This is a genomic window from Longimicrobiaceae bacterium (genome assembly GCA_035936415.1).
In the GTDB taxonomy this organism is placed as follows: Bacteria; Gemmatimonadota; Gemmatimonadetes; order Longimicrobiales; family Longimicrobiaceae; genus JAFAYN01.
Genome location: DASYWD010000419.1, coordinates 1 through 21,529 on the forward strand (window position 1 = coordinate 1; position 21,529 = coordinate 21,529).

General features: G+C 71.5%; 22 protein-coding genes. 11 read left to right on the forward strand and 11 right to left on the reverse strand.

Annotated elements, in window-relative coordinates; all coding sequences use genetic code 11:
* Positions 1-101: 101 nt before the first annotated feature.
* The 9 genes from VGR37_16880 to VGR37_16920 all read right to left on the reverse strand — a co-directional run bounded on the left by VGR37_16880 (position 102) and on the right by VGR37_16920 (position 9,300).
* Positions 102-713: an LON peptidase substrate-binding domain-containing protein gene (locus VGR37_16880; GenBank protein HEV2149084.1), complete on the reverse strand. Its 612-nt coding sequence runs from the start codon at positions 711-713 to the stop codon at positions 102-104.
* A gap of 121 nt (positions 714-834) precedes the next feature.
* Positions 835-1,851, reverse strand: coding sequence for a carbohydrate kinase family protein (locus tag VGR37_16885; protein HEV2149085.1), 1,017 nt, complete (start codon positions 1,849-1,851; stop codon positions 835-837).
* On the reverse strand, positions 1,848-2,981 hold the full coding sequence (locus tag VGR37_16890; protein ID HEV2149086.1) for a Gfo/Idh/MocA family oxidoreductase: 1,134 nt from the start codon (positions 2,979-2,981) through the stop codon (positions 1,848-1,850). Before VGR37_16890 ends, VGR37_16885 begins: the two co-directional genes overlap by 4 nt.
* Positions 2,978-3,778, reverse strand: coding sequence for a hypothetical protein (locus tag VGR37_16895; GenBank protein ID HEV2149087.1), 801 nt, complete (start codon positions 3,776-3,778; stop codon positions 2,978-2,980). Before VGR37_16895 ends, VGR37_16890 begins: the two co-directional genes overlap by 4 nt.
* Positions 3,779-3,913: 135 nt before the next feature.
* Positions 3,914-4,192 (reverse strand): hypothetical protein, encoded by a 279-nt coding sequence (locus VGR37_16900; GenBank protein ID HEV2149088.1) that lies wholly within the window; start codon positions 4,190-4,192, stop codon positions 3,914-3,916.
* A 290-nt stretch (positions 4,193-4,482) separates the two neighbouring features.
* Positions 4,483-5,412, reverse strand: a complete 930-nt coding sequence (locus VGR37_16905; protein ID HEV2149089.1) for a hypothetical protein — start codon at positions 5,410-5,412, stop codon at positions 4,483-4,485.
* A gap of 19 nt (positions 5,413-5,431) precedes the next feature.
* A complete protein-coding gene (locus tag VGR37_16910; protein HEV2149090.1) occupies positions 5,432-6,169 on the reverse strand; it encodes a PIG-L family deacetylase in 738 nt (245 codons plus the stop codon).
* A 75-nt stretch (positions 6,170-6,244) separates the two neighbouring features.
* A complete protein-coding gene (locus tag VGR37_16915) occupies positions 6,245-8,785 on the reverse strand; it encodes a xanthine dehydrogenase family protein molybdopterin-binding subunit (GenBank protein ID HEV2149091.1) in 2,541 nt (846 codons plus the stop codon).
* Positions 8,782-9,300, reverse strand: coding sequence for a (2Fe-2S)-binding protein (locus tag VGR37_16920; protein HEV2149092.1), 519 nt, complete (start codon positions 9,298-9,300; stop codon positions 8,782-8,784). Before VGR37_16920 ends, VGR37_16915 begins: the two co-directional genes overlap by 4 nt.
* A gap of 381 nt (positions 9,301-9,681) precedes the next feature.
* Here VGR37_16920 and VGR37_16925 point away from each other — a divergent pair, with 381 nt between their 5' ends.
* On the forward strand, positions 9,682-9,960 hold the full coding sequence (locus VGR37_16925; GenBank protein ID HEV2149093.1) for a hypothetical protein: 279 nt from the start codon (positions 9,682-9,684) through the stop codon (positions 9,958-9,960).
* A 28-nt stretch (positions 9,961-9,988) separates the two neighbouring features.
* Here the strand turns inward: VGR37_16925 and VGR37_16930 are convergent, their stop codons facing one another.
* Positions 9,989-10,894, reverse strand: a complete 906-nt coding sequence (locus VGR37_16930; protein HEV2149094.1) for a hypothetical protein — start codon at positions 10,892-10,894, stop codon at positions 9,989-9,991.
* A gap of 17 nt (positions 10,895-10,911) precedes the next feature.
* Between VGR37_16930 and VGR37_16935 the strand changes: the two genes are divergently transcribed.
* From VGR37_16935 to VGR37_16975, 9 genes are all read left to right on the forward strand, one after another.
* Positions 10,912-12,039 carry an NAD-dependent epimerase/dehydratase family protein gene (locus tag VGR37_16935; GenBank protein HEV2149095.1) on the forward strand — a complete coding sequence of 376 codons (1,128 nt, stop codon included), beginning with the start codon at positions 10,912-10,914 and terminating at the stop codon, positions 12,037-12,039.
* A gap of 14 nt (positions 12,040-12,053) precedes the next feature.
* A complete protein-coding gene (locus VGR37_16940; GenBank protein ID HEV2149096.1) occupies positions 12,054-13,145 on the forward strand; it encodes a GDP-mannose 4,6-dehydratase in 1,092 nt (363 codons plus the stop codon).
* Entirely contained in the window at positions 13,142-14,122 is a 981-nt protein-coding gene (locus tag VGR37_16945; protein HEV2149097.1) for a zinc-binding dehydrogenase, read from the forward strand. Before VGR37_16940 ends, VGR37_16945 begins: the two co-directional genes overlap by 4 nt.
* Positions 14,122-15,150, forward strand: coding sequence for a Gfo/Idh/MocA family oxidoreductase (locus VGR37_16950; GenBank protein ID HEV2149098.1), 1,029 nt, complete (start codon positions 14,122-14,124; stop codon positions 15,148-15,150). Before VGR37_16945 ends, VGR37_16950 begins: the two co-directional genes overlap by 1 nt.
* A gap of 136 nt (positions 15,151-15,286) precedes the next feature.
* Positions 15,287-16,414 carry a glycosyltransferase family 4 protein gene (locus VGR37_16955; GenBank protein ID HEV2149099.1) on the forward strand — a complete coding sequence of 376 codons (1,128 nt, stop codon included), beginning with the start codon at positions 15,287-15,289 and terminating at the stop codon, positions 16,412-16,414.
* Positions 16,411-17,553: a glycosyltransferase gene (locus VGR37_16960; protein ID HEV2149100.1), complete on the forward strand. Its 1,143-nt coding sequence runs from the start codon at positions 16,411-16,413 to the stop codon at positions 17,551-17,553. The genes VGR37_16955 and VGR37_16960 overlap by 4 nt, the downstream gene beginning before the upstream one ends.
* Positions 17,544-18,632 carry a glycosyltransferase gene (locus tag VGR37_16965; GenBank protein HEV2149101.1) on the forward strand — a complete coding sequence of 363 codons (1,089 nt, stop codon included), beginning with the start codon at positions 17,544-17,546 and terminating at the stop codon, positions 18,630-18,632. The genes VGR37_16960 and VGR37_16965 overlap by 10 nt, the downstream gene beginning before the upstream one ends.
* Positions 18,629-19,705 (forward strand): glycosyltransferase, encoded by a 1,077-nt coding sequence (locus VGR37_16970; protein HEV2149102.1) that lies wholly within the window; start codon positions 18,629-18,631, stop codon positions 19,703-19,705. Before VGR37_16965 ends, VGR37_16970 begins: the two co-directional genes overlap by 4 nt.
* Before the next feature lie 104 nt (positions 19,706-19,809).
* On the forward strand, positions 19,810-20,001 hold the full coding sequence (locus VGR37_16975) for a hypothetical protein (protein ID HEV2149103.1): 192 nt from the start codon (positions 19,810-19,812) through the stop codon (positions 19,999-20,001).
* A 278-nt stretch (positions 20,002-20,279) separates the two neighbouring features.
* Here VGR37_16975 and VGR37_16980 read toward each other — a convergent pair whose 3' ends face one another.
* Positions 20,280-20,915: a hypothetical protein gene (locus VGR37_16980; GenBank protein ID HEV2149104.1), complete on the reverse strand. Its 636-nt coding sequence runs from the start codon at positions 20,913-20,915 to the stop codon at positions 20,280-20,282.
* Positions 20,916-21,088: 173 nt separating this feature from the next.
* Here VGR37_16980 and VGR37_16985 point away from each other — a divergent pair, with 173 nt between their 5' ends.
* Positions 21,089-21,484: a DUF4383 domain-containing protein gene (locus tag VGR37_16985; protein ID HEV2149105.1), complete on the forward strand. Its 396-nt coding sequence runs from the start codon at positions 21,089-21,091 to the stop codon at positions 21,482-21,484.
* The last annotated feature ends 45 nt before the right edge of the window (positions 21,485-21,529 follow it).

Here is a 21,529-nt window from a genome sequence, read left to right on the forward strand (position 1 = left end):
GGCCAGGGGCGCGGGGAGGGCGAGCGCGGCGGCGGCCGCCGCCGCGCCGCGGAGCAGCTCCCGCCGCGAGAGCGGGGTGCGGGTGTCCGGGAAGAAGCGGGTCATTCGTCGTCGGTTTCGTGTGGGTCGTCCCCGTCCAGGATGGCCCGGAAGAGGAAGTCCAGCCGGTCCAGGCGCGCCCGCTCGCCCCGCGTCTCCAGCAGCTCCTGTTGCCACGCCGGGTCGATGCGGACGGCCTGCGCGAGCCGGAAGGCGGTCTCGTGGCGGGTGCTGACGGGGGGGAGCGGGCCGGGGTGGTGGAGCGCCTCCTGCAGCACCCGGTGGAAGAGCTCCACCGAGGCCTCCCGCCGCCGCACGATCCCCCGCCGCGCCCCGTCCAGGTCCGGGTACTCCTCCACCAGCGCCTCGAAGTACGGCGCGCCGGACTCGATCCCGTCCTCGATGCGGAAGCGCTCCAGCCCCTCCGTGAGCACCAGGGAGCGCCCGTCCGGGAGGGGCTGGAACTCGACGATCCGGGCCACGCACCCCACCCGCCCCGGCTCCGTGTCGAACGGTCCGAAGCGGTCCGGGTCGTGGTAGACCAGCCCGAAGCGCCGGTCCCTCTCCAGGCAGTAGGCCATCATCTGCCGGTAACGCGGTTCGAAGACGTGCAGCGGGAGGAGCGCGCCCGGGAAGAGCACCACAGGGAGCGGGAAGAGGGGGAGTCTTCGCATGGGAGTTCGGGATCCGCGACCGGGGACACCGTCTACAACCCCGCGGGCGTGCCGCCGTTCCCCTCAGGTGGGGCGGCTCCGGCGTGGTCCTGCGAAGCCGCGCTGTCATTCACGGGGGGAGTCACCTCCGGAATCCAAACGTCTCGCCGAGCTGCAAGCACTGGTTCCACGGCAGAACACCTTCCGAGCTGGCAGGATGGAACAGGCAAGCAGCGGCAGCGCAAACGCCCAGCCGGAGGCAAGCCTCGATCTCCGAGCCTTCGTGGAGGCAGAAGAGCACGCCGGCAGCGAAGGCGTCGCCTGCTCCCACCGCCCCGATCACCCTCTCCCCCGGAAGGGCGACGCTCGCCTGGCGGTACTCGCGGCCGGAGGCGCTCCGGGCCAGCACACCTTCCAGGGAGTGGATGCACACGAGCTCGCGGACGCCCCGGTCGATCAGCACCCCGGCGGCGCGGGAAAGCCCCCGCCAGCTGACGCTCTGTCCGCGGCGGGTCGGGACGGCGGTGATCCGTTCCGCTTCGAGCTCGTTCAGAAAGAAGTAGTCGATCGCGGGGAGGGAGGGATTCACGACCGCGGGAACGCGATCGCTGTCCTCGCTCACCACGTCGGCCGAGGTCTTGAACCCGAGGGACTGCGCCTCCCGGAACAACCGGGCCGCCCCGGTCCGCCCATCCGTCCCCACCTCATCCAGTCCCTCCAGCAGGAGCAGGTAACCCAGGTGGAAGATCCTGGCCCGGGAGGCGCCGAGGGTGACGTCGCCGACGTCCAGCAGGCGGTTGGCTCCCGGCTGGTGAAAGAACGTTCTCCTGCCGGTCGACTTCACCGTCATCACCTCGGTGTACGAGGTGGCGGCCTGCGCGGTTCGCCGCAACTGGGCGGTATCGATTCCATTGGCCCGGCAGTCCTCCAGGATGGAGCTCCCGTCCTCGTCCTCCCCCACCCGGCCGAACCCCGCGAGAGGGAAGGGGGCGCCCAGCCTGGAAAGGTCCTTCAGCAGGTTGTAGGGAGACCCTCCGTTGCCGCTGGACTGCTCCAGAATGTGGGCCAGCCCGTCCTGCTGCGGGTATCGGTCGATGATCTTGACCCGGTCGACGATCCAGTTGCCCCCGGCCAGGATTCCGCTCCTCTGCTCCGTCATGACGGATGCGCCAGGCTCACCACCTGGTTCCCGCTCTGCGATTCCAGCGCCGCGGCGAACAGCGCATGGCTGGCCACGGCCTCCTCCGGCGTGACGCAGCCGAACCGGTCCCCGAGGAATCCCTCGCGTTCGGCGATGAACGCGGCCCACATCTGCAGGATCAGGTCGGGGAAGCCGGGCTCGAAGATGCCGCCGGTGATGGTCTTGAACGGAGTCTGAAAGCCCAGGTCCGTCTTCTGCCACCACTGCTCCCGGTCCCGGCGAAAGGTCCAAAGGGTCTTCGGTTCCTTGGTGCCGTAGCGGACGCCGCCCTCCATTCCGGCCACCTCGACGTACCAGGTGTTGGTCTCTCCCGGGGCGATGCGCTTCATCTCCAGCGTCATCGGCACCCGCAGGCCGTCGGCGTCCACCGTCGTGTGCAGGATGGCGTTGTCCCAGGTGTCGCAGGACGCCACCCCGCCCCTCCCGTCGGGGCGCTCCTGGACGATGTTGACCAGCTGCGCGTACACCGACTGCGGTCTCCACCCGAGCCGGAACGGCAGGTGGACGACGTGCATCCCCAGGTCGCCCATCACCCCGATCTCTCCGCAGCTCCGTACCTGTCGCTTCCAGTTGATCGGCTTCTGCGGGTCCAGATCGCTGGAATGGAGGAACCCGGCGCGGATCTCCAGGAGCTTGCCCAGGCTCTCCGACCGTACCGCCTCGACGACCCGCTGTGCGCCCGGCAGGAAAGGGAACTCCGAGCTGCAGCGCACGAACCGGCCCCGCTCTTCGGCCTCGTCCCGGATGCGTTCGGCGGCGCCGAGGTCGATCCCGAAGGGCTTCTCCGCGAAGAGGTCCTTCCCCGCCCGCAGCACGTCGAGGTAGAGACTCTCGTGCAGATCGTGAGGCACGGCGACGTAAACGACGTCCACCTCCGGGTTGGCCAGCAGCTCGGCATGGTCGCGGGTCAGCTGCCGGACCGTCGGGACCTTCCTGAACCAGTCGAGGAGCTTCTCCTGCAGGTCGCAGACGGCCACCAGCTCCAGGTGGACGGGGTAGTCCTCCAGAGCGAACCAGCGCCCGATGGCGCTGGCCACCTCCCTGCCCATCAGCCCGCCGCCGACGATCCCCACCCTGACCGTCCTCATGGCAGGAACCGGGCAGCATCGCCGGCGCTCATGCCTTCATGGACGATCGCCATGAGGGCGCGTGTCATGCCGGCCGGGTTCGGGTGCTGGATGATGTTGCGCCCGTACACGATTCCGGCGGCGCCCTGCCGGATCAGCTCCTCCGTGCGCTGCAGGATCTCCTCGTCCGTCGCCCGGCTGCCCCCGCGGACCAGGACGGGCACGTCGCCGGCGATCTGGACCACCTGGTGATAAAGAGAGGGATCGCTCGTCGGATCCGCCTTGACGATGTCGGCGCCCAGCTCCACCGCCTGGCGTACCAGGGGGATGATCTTGTCCTCGTCCCCGTCCACCATGTAGCCCCCGGCCTTCTCATTGGGCTGGAACACCAGTGGCTCGATCATCAGCGGCATGCCGTAGCGGTCGCACTCCGGCCTGATCCGCAGGATGTTCTGGATGCACTGGTCGGTGACTTCCGGCTGGTCGGGGATGCGAAAGAGGTTGACGACGACACAGGCGGCGTCCAGGCGGAGGGCCTGCTCCACCGGGGCCTCGATCATCCGGCTGAAGAGGGTGCAGGGTAGGTCGGTCCCGTATACGTTGGCCACGTCGGTGCGAAGCACGAGGGAGGGTTTCTCCCTGCCGGGGATGCCCTGCAGGTGCCGGGCCTGCCCCACCGTCAGCTGGATGGCGTCGGGAGCCGCTTCCACGACGACCCGGATGGCTCGAGCGATGTCCTCGATTCCCTTGAGGTAAGGAGAGCTCGTTGAAGAAGCCGTGGTCGATAGCCACGTCGAAGCACCGTCCGGACTTCCCATCGAAGAGGCGGTTCAGGCGCGCGCTCACGCTCATAGACCTTTCTGTTCCCGGGTTCGAAGGAACGGACTTCCTATCCCTGCGCCGCCTCTACGCCGATCTCCAGCCGGAACCGGCGGGTTTCACCCGGCCCCAGCCTAAGATTGCTGCTCCCGGTGTTCCTCGTGTGAGCGAGGTATGTCGGGCAATTGTTCATCGAGCGACTGGCGGTAGCGGATGCAGCCCCGAAGAAACTCCGGCCAATCGGGAACAGTCGGCTGCGGGTCCTGCTGCTCCGGCAACAAACCCCAGAGCGCCGGGTGGTGCCAGCAGAGCTCGTGGCCGGTGCTGTCGCGGTGTGCACGAATCCCCTGCCGCAGCCTCTTTGCCTCCGCGATGAGCTCCTCGCGTGACATCCGATCGAGGTCCTCGTCCATGACTCCTCCTGAACGCGTCCAGGCCGCCTGCAGCGCTTCCTTCCGTTCGGCGGCGGGCCGTCACGTGCTCGCTGGCATCCGGGGAGCACGCCCGAAGAGTCGGCGCAGCGCACGGACCCACGCAGACCAACGGCTGCGCTCCGACTCGATTCCGAGACTTCGCGCAGCCCGGTCCAGTGAATCCTCGAGTAGGGCGCCGATACGCGGCTCCGGCGTATGGAGCACCCGCTCATGGATGACGCCGTAGCGGATGCGGTGGATGTCCCGGGCCCTTGACCTCCGCCCTCCCCTCAATGCATCTCCGTCTCGCAGGTGCCGATGCCCCCGCGATAGTAGTTGAACTGCACGTTCGGGTGGTCGGCCAGCAGCGACATGGGGACCGAGGAATCCGGGACTCCCTTGGAGATCATCAGCGCCGTGAGCCGGATGCCGAGCGGGTTGTCGTGGTGGCCGGGGTGCCAGATCGACACCTTCTCCGCCTTCCAGGTCTCCCGGGGACCCACCGTGACCGCGTGCGAGGGGACCAGCGGGATGTTGCCGCCCCCCGAGGTACGGGCGTTCTGGATCAGGGTGAGCGGATGCAGCTCGACCACCCGGGTGCCGAGCTGGCGGTACTCCTCGGGCGTGGGCGGGCGCTCCTGGTACTCGCCCTCCCGCTTCACCGGGTCGTTGAACGCCCAGTGCTTCACCTCCCCCTGCCCGCCCTGCATCACGGCGCACCGCACGAAGCCCCAGGCGGCCTCGTACTCGCCGGGCGCCGCCTTGGGAAAGTGGAGGTTCTCCCGCGGCATGGCCAGCTCCGGGCGGATGCGGTCGAAGCAGAGCTCCCGGTCGGCGCGGGCGAAGGAGAGCGGGTGATCCTCCGGCGCCTCCGTCCCTTCCAGGAACCACTCGTCCATCCCCCAGAAGTGCGCGTCCCTGAGCGAGATGCCCAGGTCGTTCACCAGCTGCGCGACGAGCGGGAGCTGCTCGGTCGGCCCGATGGGACCGCAGATCCCGACGGGATCACTCGCGGTCGACTGCCGCCAGGCGGTGACGTATTCCAGTGCTTCGGCAAGGAAGAACTGCTCCAGCGTGTCGTACATCACGACACGGAAGCCGGGACGTCCGAGCTGTTCCAGGTCCCTGGCCGAGAGCCTGGCCGCGTCGTTGATGATGTCCGAGTCGAGGGTGGTGTAATCCCACCACCCCGGAGCGATCTTGCTGAGCTTGCGTGGCATGGGTTCGGCTCTCCGCGGCCTACGTCGAGTTGCGCCTCAGGAACCCTGCGAGCGCCTCGCCCAGCACGTTCCTCTGCGGATAGCCGTGCCCCAGGTGCTGGCGAAAGCCTTCGGCGTACCTCACGCCGCAGCGATCACCCTGCTCGCGGGCGAACCGCTGGTTGGCCTCCAGGTAGTCGTCCGCCCCATGATGGGAGCGGAGCCACTCCCGCTGGCTGGCGTGGCAGGCCAGAGCCTCCTGCCGGACCTCGAAGACCGAACCGACGTCGATCCAGAAGTCACCCATGACCGGATCGCCGAACTTGTCCTTCCCTTCGAGAGCATCGGCGTAGTAGAGGGCCGGCACCCCCTTGCCGGTCGCGCCGGTCCGGCTCGCGAAGAGAGGGACCCCGGCGGCGAAGCAGGCCATGCGCACGAGCTTCGAGGTCTCCTCGTGGTCCAGCATGTAGCAGTCCGGCGAGTGCGTGATCACAAGGTCCGGGGTGAATCGGCGTAGTGCCTCCGTCACACTCTCCAGCTGCTCCGGGCAGTAGTGGATGGAGAGGTCGTCCAACCCGGCCCAGGCATAGGTGCCGCCCAGCACCCGGGCGGCGCTGTCCGCCTCGACGAGGCGGGTTTCCCGGATCGCCTCCCGGGTGCCTGCCGGCGCTCCCAGGTCGCCGCCGCTCAGGGTGACGCACCGCAGCTCCCATCCCTGGTTCACCAGCAGGCGCAGGGTGCCCGCGCAGAGGAACTCTGCGTCGTCCGGATGCGCCATGGCGGCCAGAACTTTCGGTTTTCTTTCCACAGAAAGGCGACTGCTCGGGCGTTCTCCGGAAGGACGCGCGCTGTCTCAATCCGCCGCGACCAGCTCCCGCCCCCCCTCCTCGTCCCGGCGCACGCCCATCCCCTGCAGCGCGCGCCAGACGCGCGGCGGGGAGAAGGGGAGCGCGTCGATCCGCACCCCCACGGCGTCGTAGATGGCGTTGGCGATGGCGGGGATGGAGGGGTGCAGCGGCCCCTCCCCCGCCTCCTTGGCGCCGTACGGGCCCTCGGGGTCGATGGACTCCACGATCAGCGAGTGGAGCTCCGGCGTGTCCAGCGAGGTGGGGATCCGGTAGTCCAGGAGCGACGGGGCGTTGTGCAGCCCGGCGCGGCCGTGTTCGGCGTCCTTGAAGACGTGCTGCTCCATCAGCGCCTCGGCGAAGCCCATGTAGGCGGAGCCCTCCATCTGCCCCTCGACGATGGTGGGGTTCAGGGCGCGCCCGCAGTCGTGCGCCACCCAGATCGTCTTCACCTCCACGAAGCCGCTCTCCGGGTCCACCTCCACCTCGGCGACGTGCGCGGTGAAGGAGTAGGCCGGGCTCGCGCCGATGGTGCCGCCGCGGTACTCGCCGTGCACGTCGCGCGGGGTGTTGTACGACCCTACCGAGCCGAGCGTCCCGTGCTTTGCCTCGGCCAGGTTGAACGCCTCGACGATCGGCATGCTCCGCCCGGTGTCCTGGCCGTCCATGGCGAGCCCGCCGGCCAGGAGGACGCGCTTCGCCGGGATCTCCCACGCTTCGCCCACCGCGTCCTGCACCAGCGCCTTCAGCTTCCGCGCCGCGTCCACGCAGGCGTTCCCCAGCATGAAGGTGACGCGCGACGAGTAGCTCCCCAGGTCCACCGGGGTGAAGTCGGTGTCGGAGGGGAGGACGCGGACGTAGTCCAGCGGCACTCCCAGCTCCTCGCAGACGATGTACGCCACCAGCGAGGTGGAGCCCTGCCCGATGTCCGAGGCGCCGGAGAACACCGCGATCCGCCCGGAGCGGTCCACCTGGAGCTGCACCGCGGACTGGGGCATCCGGTTGGGGTAGATGGGGTAGTTGGTCCCCGAGATGTAGCACGACCCCGCCACGCCCACGCCGCGTCCGGGTCCCATCTTACGGAACTTGTCCTTCCAGCCGCTGGCGCGCTCCACCCGGTCCAGGCACTCCATGAAGCCGTTGGAGGTCACCCGCAGCTCGTTCACGGTGCGGCGGAAGCTCCCCATGAAGTTGCGGCGGCGCAGCTCGATGGGGTCCAGGCCCAGCCGCTCGGCCAGCTTGTCCAGCGACACCTCGAAGGCGAACCGCGGCTGCACGCTCCCGTGTCCGCGCTTGGGTCCGCACGCCGGCTTGTTGGTGAAGACGCGCGTGGAGTCGAAGCGGTACGCCGGGATCTCGTACGGGGCGGCGAGGAGCTGCCCGGAGTAGTACGTGGTCACCAGCCCGAACGACGAGTACGCGCCGCCGTCCAGGAGCGTCCGCGCGTCCACCGCCTTGAGCTTCCCGTCCGCGGTGGCGCCCACGCGGTACTTCATCAGGAACGGGTGCCGCCCCCGGTGGGCGTAGAAGACCTCCTCGCGGGTGTAGAGGATCTTCACCGGGCGCCCCGTCTTCATCGCCAGCTTGGCGACGCAGAACTCCAGGTCGAAGGGCTCGCTCTTCCCCCCGAAGCCGCCGCCCACGTGCGGCTGGATCACCCGCACCTTGGCCGGGTCCAGCTCCAGCACCTTGGACAGCTCGCGGTGCAGGTAGTGCGGGACCTGGGTGGACGACCAGACGGTGAGCCGGCCCCCCGGCGCGCCCCCCTCCTCCCACTGCCCGATGGCGCAGTGCGGCTCGATGGGCGCGTGGGTGGTCCCCTCGAAGAAGTACTCCCCCTCCACCACCACGTCGGAGGCGCGGAGCCCCTCGTCCACCTCCCCGAACTCCAGCTTCACGATCTTGGAGATGTTGCCGTTGTGGCCGGGCTTCTTCGCCTCGTGGATCTGCACGTCGGTCCGGCGCGCGGCCTCCTCCGGGTCCAGGATCGGCTCCAGCACCTCGTACGCCACCCGGATCCGCTCCAGGGCGCGGTTGGCGGTGTCCTCGTCCACGGCGGCGACCGCCGCCACCGCGTCGCCGATGTAGCGCACCCGGTCGGTGGCGAGCGCCTGCTCGTCCGGGGTCCAGACGATGATCCCGAAGGGGATGGGCATCTCCTCGCCCGTGACCACCGCGCGCACGCCGGGGAGCGCGAGCGCCTCCGACGCGTCGATGGCGAGGATGCGCGCGTGCGGGTGCGGCGAGCGGAGGATCTTCCCGTGCAGCATCCCCGGGAGCGAGATGTCGTCGGTGTAGCGCGCGCGCCCCACCGACTTCTCCAGCCCGTCGGCCTTGCGCCGCCGCTGGCCGAGGAAGCGCAGCGGCCGCGCCTTCTCCTCGCGATCGCCGTACACCGGCACCCGCTCCCCCGCGTGCGAGGGGGCGTGGTCCTCCACCGGCGTGCCGCGCTCGGCCACCTCGGGCTGGTCGGCGGGGACGCCGCCGCGGGCGCTCTCCAGCTCGACGTCATCGCCGGGGGCGAGCGGGTCGCGTGGCTCGTTGCTCATCGGGCTGCCTCCTGTTCGGCCGGCTGCATCGCTTCGCCCCGGAACCGCGCCGCCGCAAGCTCCACCGCGTCCAGGATCTTGGTGTAGCCGGTGCAGCGGCACAGGTTCCCCGCGAGCGCCTCCTTCACCTCGTCGCGGGTAGGGGCCCGGTTCTCCTCCAGCAGGGCGGCCGCGCTCATCAGGATCCCGGGGGTGCAGAAGCCGCACTGCGCCGCGCCGCACACGTCGAAGGCGTCCTGCAGCGGGTGCGGGACGCCGGGGGCGGTGCGGAGCCCCACCAGCCCCTCCACCGTGGTCACGTCGCGCCCGGCCGCTTCCCAGACGGGGGTGATGCACGACAGCGTGGGGACGCCGTCCAGCCACACGGTGCAGGCGCCGCAGTCCCCCTTGTCGCACCCCTGCTTGGAACCGGTGAGCCCCAGCGCGTAGCGGAGCGTCTCCAGCAGCGTCCAGTGCGTGGGGACCGCGGATTCGTGCGTGTCGCCGTTGACGCGGAGCGTGACCAGATCCTTCATCGTGGCGGATGCGGGTGGGACGTGCGTGCCGGCGGGTTCCGGCCCTCAACACTACCCACCCGGTCCGGGGGTGTCAACGCGCGGAAGTCGTGGTCGGAGGCCATGCTTCCCGCCATCCCGCCGCGCGTCTGGCGGAGCATGGCGGAAGCGCCCATCTTGTGCGTCCAGCGGGCGGAAGCGCCCCTTCGGCGGCCGCGGAGGCGGCGCTCCGGCGCCGATCCAGCGGGTTCTACATGGGATCTGCGCAAAAACTCAGGCAATGCCTGGAGAAGTCGCGGGTGCGGCCGGCACGGGAGTTGCTTGGCGGGTTGTTGTGCAACTATGTACGGTACGCACAATACGACCGTTTTTCACAACCGACCGTCCGTTGCCGGAGTCGTCATGCTGAGCCATCCGTCGCCAGACGAAGCACCTGAAGCAGCATCGCTCCGCGGCAGGATTTTCACGGACCTCGACCGCCTCGCCTTCGCGGTCGAGATGGAAGCCGCCGGCCACCTCCGCGAAGGGTGCGAGGAGGAGGCGGCACGGACCCACGCGATCCGGCTCGGCGTCCGCCTGGCGCAGCGGCTGGTCGCCGGCGTCTGGGCCGACGAGGTGGACCGGCGCCTGGAGCGCTGGTCCGCCGAGTACGACGCCCGCCTCTCCCCCACGCAGCAATGAACGCGGCGATCCCCTCACCGGAGGAGGTCTACCTCTGCTCGCCGGCGAGCTGAGGGACCGCGTAGCGCGCGGCCATGCGCGCGGCGAACTCCGCGAACTCCTCCGGGCGGCGCGGGGGCGCGGTGTGGTGGGCGCGCACGCCGCGGCTGGGCGGGGTGAAGCAGAGGGTGACGCAGACGTCGTACGGCTCCAGCGCCGACATCACCGTGTCGAACCACGCGTCCGAGCCCGGGATGTGGCTCTCGGCCCAGCTCAGGCCGGTGCGGACCTCGCGGACGCCCAGGCGCTCGAACCAGCGCACCGCCAGCTCCAGGGACCGCTCGTCTCCGTACTGGAACCACTGGCAGATCCCGAACTCCGGCGAGTACGCTTCCAGCGCCTGCTTGGGAACGCCGTTCCAGCGGAGCAGCCCGAAGTGGAAGTGCCGGAAGTACGAGCTCCCCTCCGCCTGCTTGTGCCGGGTGGTGGCCTCGTACTCCGGGGCCAGGTCGAGCAGGGTGTACCAGTACACCTTTTCCCCGCGGAGCAGCTCGCGCGTGCGGCGCAGGCCCCAGGCGCCGGTCTCCTCCGCCGCGAACGAGGAGACGCCGGTCTCCGTCACCCACACCGGCTTGCCGAACTCGGCCCGGAGGGCGTCCAGCTTCGCCGGCCACTCCTCCGCGGGCCAGAGGTTCCAGTCCAGCGGGAAGCCGTGCACGGCCAGCACGTCCACCGCGTTCAGCGCGCCCAGCTCGCGCATGCGGCGCAGGAAGCCGGGGTCGATGGGGGAGATCCCCCCCAGCACGAGGGGGAGGCGTTCCGCGGTGCCCGCCGCGCGGATGGCCGCGGCGGCCTCGCGGACCATGGAGGCGTAGACCGTCCAGCCCGGATCGAGCAGGAAGTCCCAGTGCGAGAGGTTGTTGGGCTCGTTCCAGAGCTTGATCGACGTTATCAACGGAAGGGAGGTGTGGAGTGGCGGAACGAAACGTCCTGGTGACCGGCGGGGCAGGGTTCGTCGGGAGCCACCTGGTGGATGCGCTGGTCGCGCGGGGCGACCGGGTGCGGGTCCTGGACAACCTGGACCCCCAGGTGCACGGCCCCGAGCGGCGCCGTCCGGCCTGGCTGTCGGAGGAGGCCGAGCTGGTGGTGGGCGACGTGCGCGACCGCGACGCCTGGGACCGCTCGCTGCGCGGCGTGGAGGTGGTCTACCACCTGGCCGCGGCGGTCGGCGTGGGGCAGTCAATGTACCAGATCGCCGACTACACGGCAACGAACACCATGGGCACCGCGCACCTCCTCCAGGCCCTGGTGGACCGGGAGATGGAGCTGCAGCGGCTGGTGGTCGCCAGCTCCATGTCCATCTACGGCGAGGGGCGCTACATTCGCGAGGACGGGCGCGAGCCCACCGCCGCGCGGCGCTCCGCGGACCGGCTGCGCGCGCACGACTGGGAGATGCGCGACCCGGACGGCGCCCCGCTGCGCCCCGTCCCCACCGACGAGGACAAGCCGCTGGACCCCACCTCCATCTACGCGCTGACCAAGGCGGACCAGGAGAAGATGGTCCTGCAGATCGGCGAGGCGTACGGGATTCCCAGCGTGGCGCTGCGCTTCTTCAACATCTACGGGCCGCGCCAGTCGCTCTCGAACCCGTACACGGGGGTGGCGGCCATCTTCAGCTCGCGCCTGCTCAACGGGGAGCCGCCGCTCATCTTCGAGGACGGCGAGCAGAAGCGCGACTTCGTTTCCGTCTACGACATCGTCCGCGCGCTGCTCCTGGCCGCGGAGGAGCCGGGCGCGGTGGGCCAGGCGCTCAACGTGGGCTCCGGGCACCCGGTCACGGTGCGCGAGGTGGCGTCCACGCTCGCGCAGGTGCTTGGCGTGGACGTTGCACCCCAGGTGACCGGCCGCTACCGTGTGGGCGACATACGCAACTGTTTCGCGGACATCTCCCGGGCGAGGGAGGCGATGGGATACGAGCCGCAGGTGTCGTTCGAAGAGGGGATGAGGGACCTGGTGGCCTGGCTCCAGGAGCAGGAGAGGCCCGAGGATGGGGTCGAACGCCATGCGGCGGAGCTCGCCGCGCGTGGGCTCACGCTGTGAGGAAGGGGGAGACGATGAGGAAGCGGGAGTACACTCTGATCACGGGCGGCGCGGGGTTCGTCGGCTGCAACCTGGCCGACGCGCTCCTGGCGGACGGTGAGCCGGTGGTGATCGCGGACAACCTCTCCCGCGCGGGGGTGCAGCACAACGCGCGCTGGCTGCGGGAGACGCACGGCGACCGGGTGCGGGTGGAGAAGGCCGACGTCCGCGACGCGGACCGGATCCGGGCCCTGGTGCAGGGGGCGAAGCAGGTCTACCACCTCGCGGCGCAGGTGGCGGTGACCACCTCGCTCGAGGATCCGGCGCTGGACCTGGAGACCAACGTCATCGGCACCTTCAACGTGCTGGAGGCGGCGCGCTCCATGCACGTTCCGCCGCCGGTGCTCTTCACCTCCACCAACAAGGTGTACGGGGGGATGGAGGAGGTGCGGACGGAGCTGCACGGCGAGGCCTACCGCTACGCCGACGGCCGCCGGGGGGTGAGCGAGGCGGCGCCGCTCGACTTCCACTCTCCGTACGGCTGCTCCAAGGGAGCCGCGGACCAGTACGTCCGCGACTACGCCCGCATCTTCGGGCTCCCCACGGTGGTGTTCCGGATGAGCTGCATCTACGGGACCCGCCAGTTCGGGACGGAGGACCAGGGGTGGGTGGCGCACTTCGCCCGCTCCATCCTGGGCGGGGAGCCCATCACGGTGTACGGCGACGGCTGCCAGGTGCGCGACATCCTCTGGGTGGAGGACCTGGTGCGCGCCATGCGCGAGGCCATGGCCCGCATCGACACCGTCTCCGGCGAGGTGTTCAACCTGGGCGGCGGGGCGGAGAACGCCGTGTCCGTGCGCGGCGTCATCGACCGGCTGCGGGAGATCGCCGACTCGGACGTCCCCGTCCTCATGTCGGACTGGCGGCCGGGAGACCAGCGGGTGTACGTGTCCGACACGGCCAAGGCGGAAAGGGCGCTGGGGTGGAACCAGACGGTGGGGTGGGAGGAGGGGCTGGAGCGGCTCGTGGCGTGGCTGCACGACGCGGACCTGACCACGCCGGTGCTCCCGCTGAGCGCCGGGGCCCGGGTGGGGGCGCGTCCCGCGATGGCGAAGGTGGCGCCGTGAGCGTGCTCGCCGCGACGGGGACGATGCGGGCTGCCGTGGTCGCCGCGCCGGGGCAGGTGCGGATGGAAGAGGTGGAGGTCCCCGAGCCCGGGCCGGGGCAGGTGCGGGTGCGGCTGGAGGGGTGCGGCGTCTGCGCCTCCAACCTGACGCCGTGGGCCGGGCCGGAGTGGATGCAGTTCCCCACCCAGCCCGGCGACCTGGGGCACGAGGGGTGGGGCGTGGTGGACGCCGTCGGCGACGGCGTGGACACCGTCTCCGTGGGCCAGCGCGTGGCGGCGCTCTCCTACCGGTCGTACGCGGAGTACGACCTGGCGGACGCGGACGCCGTGGTGCCGCTCCCGGACTCCCTGGCGGGGCAGCCCTTCCCGGGCGAGCCGCTGGGGTGCGCCATGAACATCTTCCGCCGCAGCGAGATCCGGGCCGGGCAGACGGTCGCCATCGTGGGGATCGGCTTCCTGGGCGCCATCCTCACCCGGCTCGCCACCGACGCCGGCGCGCGTGTGATCGCCGTCTCCCGGCGCCCCTTCTCGCTGGAGGTGGCCCGCGGGATGGGCGCCGCCGAGACGATCCCGATGGACGACCACAATCGGATCATCGAAAGGGTGAAGGATCTCACTGGCGGCGTCTTCTGCGACCGCGTGATCGAGGCCGTGGGCAAGCAGTGGCCGCTCGACCTCTCCGCGGAGCTGACCCGGGAGCGCGGTCGGCTGATCGTGGCCGGCTACCACCAGGACGGGCCGCGGCAGGTGAACATGTGGCTCTGGAACTGGCGCGGCCTGGACGTGATCAACGCCCACGAGCGCGACCCGAAGGTCTACGTCCAGGGGATCCGCGAGGCCGTGGACGCCGTCGCCAGCGGCCGCCTGGACCCGACCCCCCTCTACACGCACACCTTCCCGCTCGACCGGCTGGACGACGCGCTCAACGCCACCCGCGACCGGCCCGACGGGTTTCTCAAAGCGCTCGTGATCCCCTGATGACACAGGTCCTGCTCGACGAATCCGCCGTGGTGCCCTTGACCGACCGTCCGCGCCTCGGCTTCCTCGGCGTGGGCTGGATCGGGCGGCACCGGATGGAGGCCATCGTCCGCACCGGCGCGGCGGAGGTGGCCGCCATCGCCGACCCGTCGCCGGAGATGGCCGCGGAGGCGGGGAAGCTCGCGCCCGGCGCGGAGCGGGTGGGGTCGCTGGACGACCTGCTGGACGCGGGCGTCGACGGGGTGGTGATCGCCACGCCCAGCGCGCTGCACGCGGAGCAGTCCATCCGGGCGCTGGAGCGCGGGGTGGCGGTGTTCTGCCAGAAGCCGCTGGGGCGCACCGCGGAGGAGGTGCGGCGGGTGGTGGACGCCGCGCGCGCCGCGGACCGGCTGCTGGCCGTGGACCTCTCCTACCGCTTCACCAAGGGGATGCGGCGCATCCGCGAGGTGGTGGACTCCGGCGAGCTGGGGCGGATCTACGCGGTGGACCTCGTCTTCCACAACGCCTACGGGCCGGACAAGCCCTGGTTCTACGACCCGGCGCTCTCCGGCGGCGGGTGCGTCATGGACCTGGGCGTCCACCTGGTGGACCTGGCGCTCTGGACCCTGGGCTTCCCCGCGGTGGAGGAGGTCTCCGGGAAGCTGTTCTCGGGGGGCGAGCCGCTGGGCGCCGATCCGGACCGGTGCGAGGACTACGCGGTGGCCACCCTGGAGCTGGGAACAGGTGCGGCGGTGCGGCTCGCCTGCTCCTGGCGCCTGCAGGCGGGGTGCGACGCGGTGATCTCGGCCGACTTCTACGGCACCGGGGGCGGTGCGCGCTTGAGCAACGTGAACGGCTCCTTCTACGACTTCACCGCCGAGCGCTTCCGCGGCACCGCCCGCGAGACGCTCGCCACGCCGCCGGACGAGTGGGGCGGACGCGCCGCGGCGGACTGGGCGGAGCGGCTGGCCGCCGGCGAGCGCTTCGACCCCGCCGCCGAGCGGCTGGTGGAGGTGGCGGAGGTCCTGGACCGCATCTACCGAAGGTGAGAATGCCATCGATAAAGGGCGCATCTCTGCGTTGCTGCTCGTCGGGGCTCCCTGCGGCGTACAACGACGTACGCCTCGGTCGCCCCTCCTCGCGCGCCTTGATCTGCGCCCTTTCTCTTCGGCATTGGGTGCCCACATGAGGATCTTCCTTTCCACCGACACGGTGGGCGGGGTGTGGGACCACACCGTGACCCTCGCGCGCGAGCTGCACCACGCCGGGCACCAGGTGCTGGTGGCCGTGCTGGGCGAGCCGCGCGACGAGCGGCTGGCGCACCTCCCCGTGGGCGTGGAGGTGACCTGGCGCCGCTACCGGCTGGAGTGGATGCCGGACGCGGCGGAGGACGTGGCCGCGGCGGGGGCGTGGCTGCGGCGCACCGCGGAGCTCTGGGAGGCGGACGTGGTCCACCTCAACCAGATGGCGTATGCGGCGGAGAAGTTCGCCGCGCCGGTGCTGCTGGCGGTGCACAGCGACGTGCTCTCCTGGTTCGGGGAGACGCTGGGCCAGGCGGCGCCCGCGGAGTTCGCGCCATACGAGCGGTGGGTGCGCGCGGGGATCGCCGCCGCGGACGCGGTCGTCACGCCCACCGCCTACCAGTCGGAGCTGGTGCGGCGGCACTTCGGGCGCGCGGCGGACCGGGTGGTCCACAACGGCGTGCAGGCCCCGGTGGGGGAGCCCCCGCTGCGCGCCGGGGCGCTGGTGGTCTCGGCGGGGCGGGCGTGGGACCCCGCCAAGGGCGGGCGGGTGCTGGACCGGGCGGCGGGGATCCTGGGGGACGTGATGGGCGCCGCCGCGCCCCCGGTGCACCTCCTGGGGGAGACGGTCTCGCCGCAGGGGGAGCGCTTCACCGCGGAGCACCTGGTGACGCACGGGCGGGTGGAGCGGGCGGAGGTGGACGCGTGGCTGGGCCGCGCGACCGTGTACGTGGGCGCCTCGCTGTACGAGCCCTTCGGGCTGGCGCCGCTGGAGGCGGCGCTGCACGGGTGCGCGCTGGTGCTCAGCGACATCGGCTCCTTCCGCGAGCTGTGGAAGGGGTGCGCCGTGTTCTTCCCCGCGGGCGACGCGGAGGCGCTCGCCAACGCCATCCTCCAGCTCCGCCACGACCCGGAGCGGTGCGCGAAGCTCGCCGCAGGGGCCCGCACCCGGGCGCTCCGCCGCTACACCGCGAAGCGCATGGCCGCGGAGTACGCGGCGCTCTACCAGGACGTGATCGCGGCGCACGCCGCCTCCCGGGTGTCCCCGCAGAAGGTGGTGTCCGTCGCATGAGGTTCGTCTTCTTCGTACACAGCGCCGTCTCCGACTGGAACCACGGCAACGCGCACTTCCTCCGCGGGCTGATGAGCTCGCTCACGCGGATGGGGCACGCGGTCACCAGCTGGGAGCCGCGCCGCGCCTGGTCGCTGGAAAACCTCCTCGCCGACCACGGGATCGGCCCGGTGGTGGAGTTCGCGCGGGGGTACCCCGAGATCGAGGTCCGCTCCTACGACGCGCAGGAGGGCCCCGCGCTCGCGGAGACGCTGCGCGCGGCCACCGCCGACGCGGACGTGGTGCTGGTCCACGAGTGGAACGAGCCGCACGTGGTCAACACCCTGGCGGACGTGGTCCCGGGGAGCGCGCTGCGCATCTTCCACGACACGCACCACCGCCCCTGGAGCCAGCCGGAGACGATCGCCCGCTTCCACCTGGGCGCCTACGACGGCGTCCTGGCCTTCGGCGACGTGCTCCGCGACGTGTACCGCGAGCGCTTCGCCGTGGAGCGGGCCTGGACCTTCCACGAGGCCGCGGACCACCTCCGCTTCCGCCCGCTGGACCGCCCGAAGACGCAGGACGTGGTCTGGATCGGCAACTGGGGCGACGAGGAGCGCACCGAGGAGCTGCGCTCCTTCTGGCTGGACTCGGCGCGGCGCTTCCCGGAGCTGCGCTGGGTGGCCCACGGCGTCCGCTACCCTGAGTACGCGCTGGCGGAGCTGCAGGACGCGGGGGTGGAGTTCCGCGGCTGGGCGCCCTCGCTCTGCGTGCCGGAGGTCTTCGCGGCCTCGCGGGCGACGCTGCACGTCCCCCGGCGCGCGTACGTGCAGGCGCTGGCGGGGATCCCCACCATCCGCGTCTTCGAGGCGCTGGCCTGCGGGATCCCGCTGGTCTCCGCGCCCTGGCTGGACGCGGAAGGGCTGTTCCGCCCCGGCGACTATGCGGTGGCCGCGACGCCGACGGAGATGGCCGAGCGGCTGCACCGCTTCTGCACCGACGACGACGCGCGGGCCGAGCAGGCGGCGCGCGGCCTGGAGACGATCCTCGCGCGACACACCTGCGACCACCGCGCAGCGCAGCTCCTGGAGATCGTGGAGGAGCTGGGGGCGGCGGGGAGCGCGGGCACCACGACTTCTGCGGAGGCTGCATGCACCTGACCTTCTTCGGCTCGTCGCTCGTCTCGTCGTACTGGAACGGCGCCGCCACCTACTACCGCGGGCTCATCCGCGCCCTGCACGCCCTGGGGCACCAGGTCACCTTCTGCGAGCCGGACGCCTACGGGCGCCAGCAGAACCGCGACCTGGCGGAGGACCCGGAGTACGCGCGCGTGGTCGTCTACCGGAGCGAGGCGGAGCGGGACGCACGCATGGAGGAGGCCTTCGCCGCGAGCGACTGGGTGGTCAAGTGCAGCGGCGTGGGGGTGTGGGACGCGGAGCTGGAGGCGGCCGTCGCGGAACGGAGCGGGGGCGCCGTGCGGACCGCCTTCCTGGACGTGGACGCCCCGGCCACGCTGGGGCGCATCGCCGCGGACGCGGCGGACCCGTTCGTCGCCTGCATCCCGCGCTACGACCACGTCCTCACCTACGGCGGCGGGCCGCCGGTGGTGGCGGCCTACGAGCGGCGGGGGGCGAAGGCGTGCACCCCGGTCTACAACGCGCTGGACCCGGAGGAGCACCGCCCGCTGGAGCGCTCCGGCGCGCCGCGCTGGGACATCCTCTTCATGGGGAACCGGCTCCCGGACCGCGAGGCGCGGGTGGACGAGTTCTTCTTCCGCGCGGCGGCGCTCTGCCCGGAGGCGCGCTTCGCCCTGGGTGGCGAGGGGTGGGGCGACCGGCCGATGCCCGCCAACGTGGAGTACCTGGGGCACGTCCCCACGGCGCGCCACAACGAGGTCAACGCGGCGGCCCGCCTCGTTCTCAACGTGCACCGCGAGTCCATGGTGGAGAACGGCTGGTCGCCGGCCACGCGGATGTTCGAGGCGGCGGGGGCGGCGGCGTGCCAGGTGACGGACGCCTGGGAGGGGATCGAGGAGTTCTTCGCGCCGGGGGAGGAGATCCTGGTGGCACGCGACGCGGAGGAGGTGGCGCGCCGGGTGCGCGAGACGGACGACGCGGCGGCGCGCCGCATCGGGGAGGCGGGGCGGCGGAGGGCGCTCCGCGACCACACCTACGGGCAGCGGGCGCGGCTCCTGGACGCTATCCTGCGCGCCCCCGTGGAGATGGAGAGCGTCGCATGAAGCTGGTCGTCTTCGGCCTGTCGATCTCGTCGAGCTGGGGGAACGGGCACGCCACCACCTACCGCGCGCTGCTGCGGGCTTTCGCGGCGCGGGGGCACGAGGTGACGTTCTACGAGTGGGACGCCTCCTGGTACGCGGACAACCGCGACTTCCCCCGGCCGGAGTTCTGCCGCCTGGTCCTCTACCGCGACTGGGACGAGGTCGCGGCGGAGGCGATTGCCGAAGCGCGGGAGGCGGACGCCACGCTGGTGGGGTCGTACGTCAAGGACGGGCGGCGGGTGGTGGACGACCTGGCCGCGGCGGCGGTCGACCCGCTCTTCTTCTACGACATCGACACGCCGGTGACGGTGGCCGCGCTCCGCGGCGGCGGCGCCGAGTACCTCCGGGCGGACCAGGTCCCGCTCTTCACCCGCTACTTCTCCTTCACCGGCGGTCCCTTCCTGCACGAGGTGCTGGAGGGGGAGCTGGGCGCACGCGAGGCGGTGCCGCTCTACTGCTCCGTGGATCCGGAGCGCTACCACCCGGTGGCGGCCGACCCGGAGCTGGCTTGCGAGCTGGGGTACATGGGGACCTACGCGCCGGACCGCCAGCCGGTGGTGGAGCGCTTCCTGGTGGACGTGGCGCGGCGGCTCCCGGAGCGGCGCTTCATGGTGGCGGGGCCGCAGTACCCGGAGGAGATCCGCTGGCCCGCGAACGTGCGGCACAACCCGCACCTCCCCCCCTCGCTCCACCCGGCCTTCTACTCCAGCGCGGCATGGCAGCTCAACGCCACCCGCGCGGACATGGTGGCTGCGGGGTGGTCGCCCTCGGTGCGGCTCTTCGAGGCGGCGGCGTGCGGCGCGGCCATGATCTCCGACCGCTGGCCCGGGATCGAGCGATTCTTCACCCCGGGGCGGGAGATCCTCCTGCCGGAGAGCACCGACGAGGTGGTGGAGGTGGTGCGCGGCACGCACCCGGACGACCGGCGCGCCATCGGCGAGGCGGCGCGGGCGCGCATCCTCGCGGAGCACACCGCGGAGCACCGCGCGGGCGAGCTGGAGGCGCTCCTCCGCACCCCGGTCCGGGTGGCGTAGCAGGGCGGGAGCCGGGCGCGGAGATCTGCCGCTGGATGGGCGCAGGACTTGCGGCATGCGTTCCCTGATCCGCGATCCCTCCTTCCCCCGGACCGGAGGCGGCAATGAACAGGCAGGTCTACAACGACGTGTACAAGCGCGTGCTCGAAGGGAAGTCGTCGCGAACGCTGTGGGAGACGATCCTCTCCCCCTTCGAGGACGTGGAGACCCGCAAGTCGCGCGAGGCGGCCGAGCGGGAGGCGCTCGCGGAGCGCGCCCGACGGGAGGGCGCGGCAGAGCCTCAGCACCAGCACTAGCGGCGGGACGATCCGACCGTCGGCCCGTCCTTCATCAGGGGAGAACGGCCCCGCATCTTCAGGGTGCGGGGCCGTTCTCTCGCGTGGGTCGGGGGCGGGGATGGTCTCCCTCGCGAGCGCAGCGGCGGTTTGCGCTCGGGTGGAGAGACCCCCTCACCCAGCGCTGCGCGCCACCCTCTCCCCGCAAGGGGGAGAGGGTTGAGGCCCCTCTGTCGTTCTCCCCTCCCCCTTGCGGGGAGGGGCCGGGGGAGGGGGTCCGCTGCCGACGCTCCCGATACCTAGTAGTCGTGGTGCTTGGGGAGCCATTGCTCGGCGAAGCCGCCGCTGCTCTTGCCGCCGTAGCGGTTGGCGTCGCGCCGGAAGTGGTCGCGGTCGTACGGACCGTCGCCGGGGCTGCGCCGGGGCGCGCCCTCTGCGTGGCCGAAGTTGCGGTCGTACGCGCCGCCGTGGCGGAAGGCCGGGCTGTTCTCGTTGAACTGGTGCAGGTAGCGGTTGTCGGCGCGGACGCCGCCGTCCTCCACCCGCTGCCGCCCGCCCGCCCCCCGGCCGCGGAGCTGCACGTCGTGCCCCCTCCAGTTGAACTCGTCGGGCCCGGAGTACTGGCGGTCGTACCCGCGTCCGGCGCCCCGGACCGGCTCGTAGGTGCCGGTGTCCCGCCGGAGCCTCCAGTTGCGGTCCTCGATCCCGTCGTACCCGCCGAACCCGCCCAGGTCGTCGGCGTTGTCGAGCCGGTAGCGGCCGTACTCCGCCTGGCCGCCGTACGCCTCGTGCGCTCCGTACCCGTTCCCCATCCGCATCCCCCGGTACTCGCCCCCGCTGTAGTTGGGGTCCAGGGACCGGCCGCGGATGGGTTCCGGGCGCATGGAGAAGCCGCGGTAGCTCCGCCGGTGGTAGTCGTCCTCGTATCGTGCCATTGCCTCCTCCTTCGCTCGTCGGTCGCCCGCGGGACGCCGCGGGACGGGGTCCATCCGGCACCGTTCCATGCAAAATCCTGTCCCGGCGCGGCGCCGCGGCACGTGCGTTGCTCCGCTGATTCCACCTCCGCGCTCCCGCGGAGCGCAGGGTCCACCCGCACGAGGGAGGTTCCATGACCACCGTCCAGCGCGTCGCGCAGGTCTTCGGCATCGTCTTCATCCTGGTCGCCCTCGTGGGGTTCGTCGCCTCGGGCGGCTCCATGGAGTCGGACGTGGAGCAGGCGCCGCACGCCCTCGGCCTCTTCCCCGTGAACCTGCTCCACAACCTGGTGCACCTTGCGTTCGGGGTGTGGGGGCTCGCCGCGTCGCGGAGCTGGGGCGCCGCGAAGACCTACTGCCAGGCCTCCGGGGCCATCTACCTGGTGCTGGCGGTGCTGGGCTTTGTCATCCCGGAGACGCTCGGGCTCATGCCTATCGGCGGGAACGACATCTGGCTGCACGCGCTCCTGGGCGTCGTGCTCGCGTACTTCGGGTTCACGGCGCGCAGCACCGCGACCGCGCGGGTGTAGCGTCGCTGCCGCCGGTTTCCACGCGGGGCCCGGGATCCGTTCCGG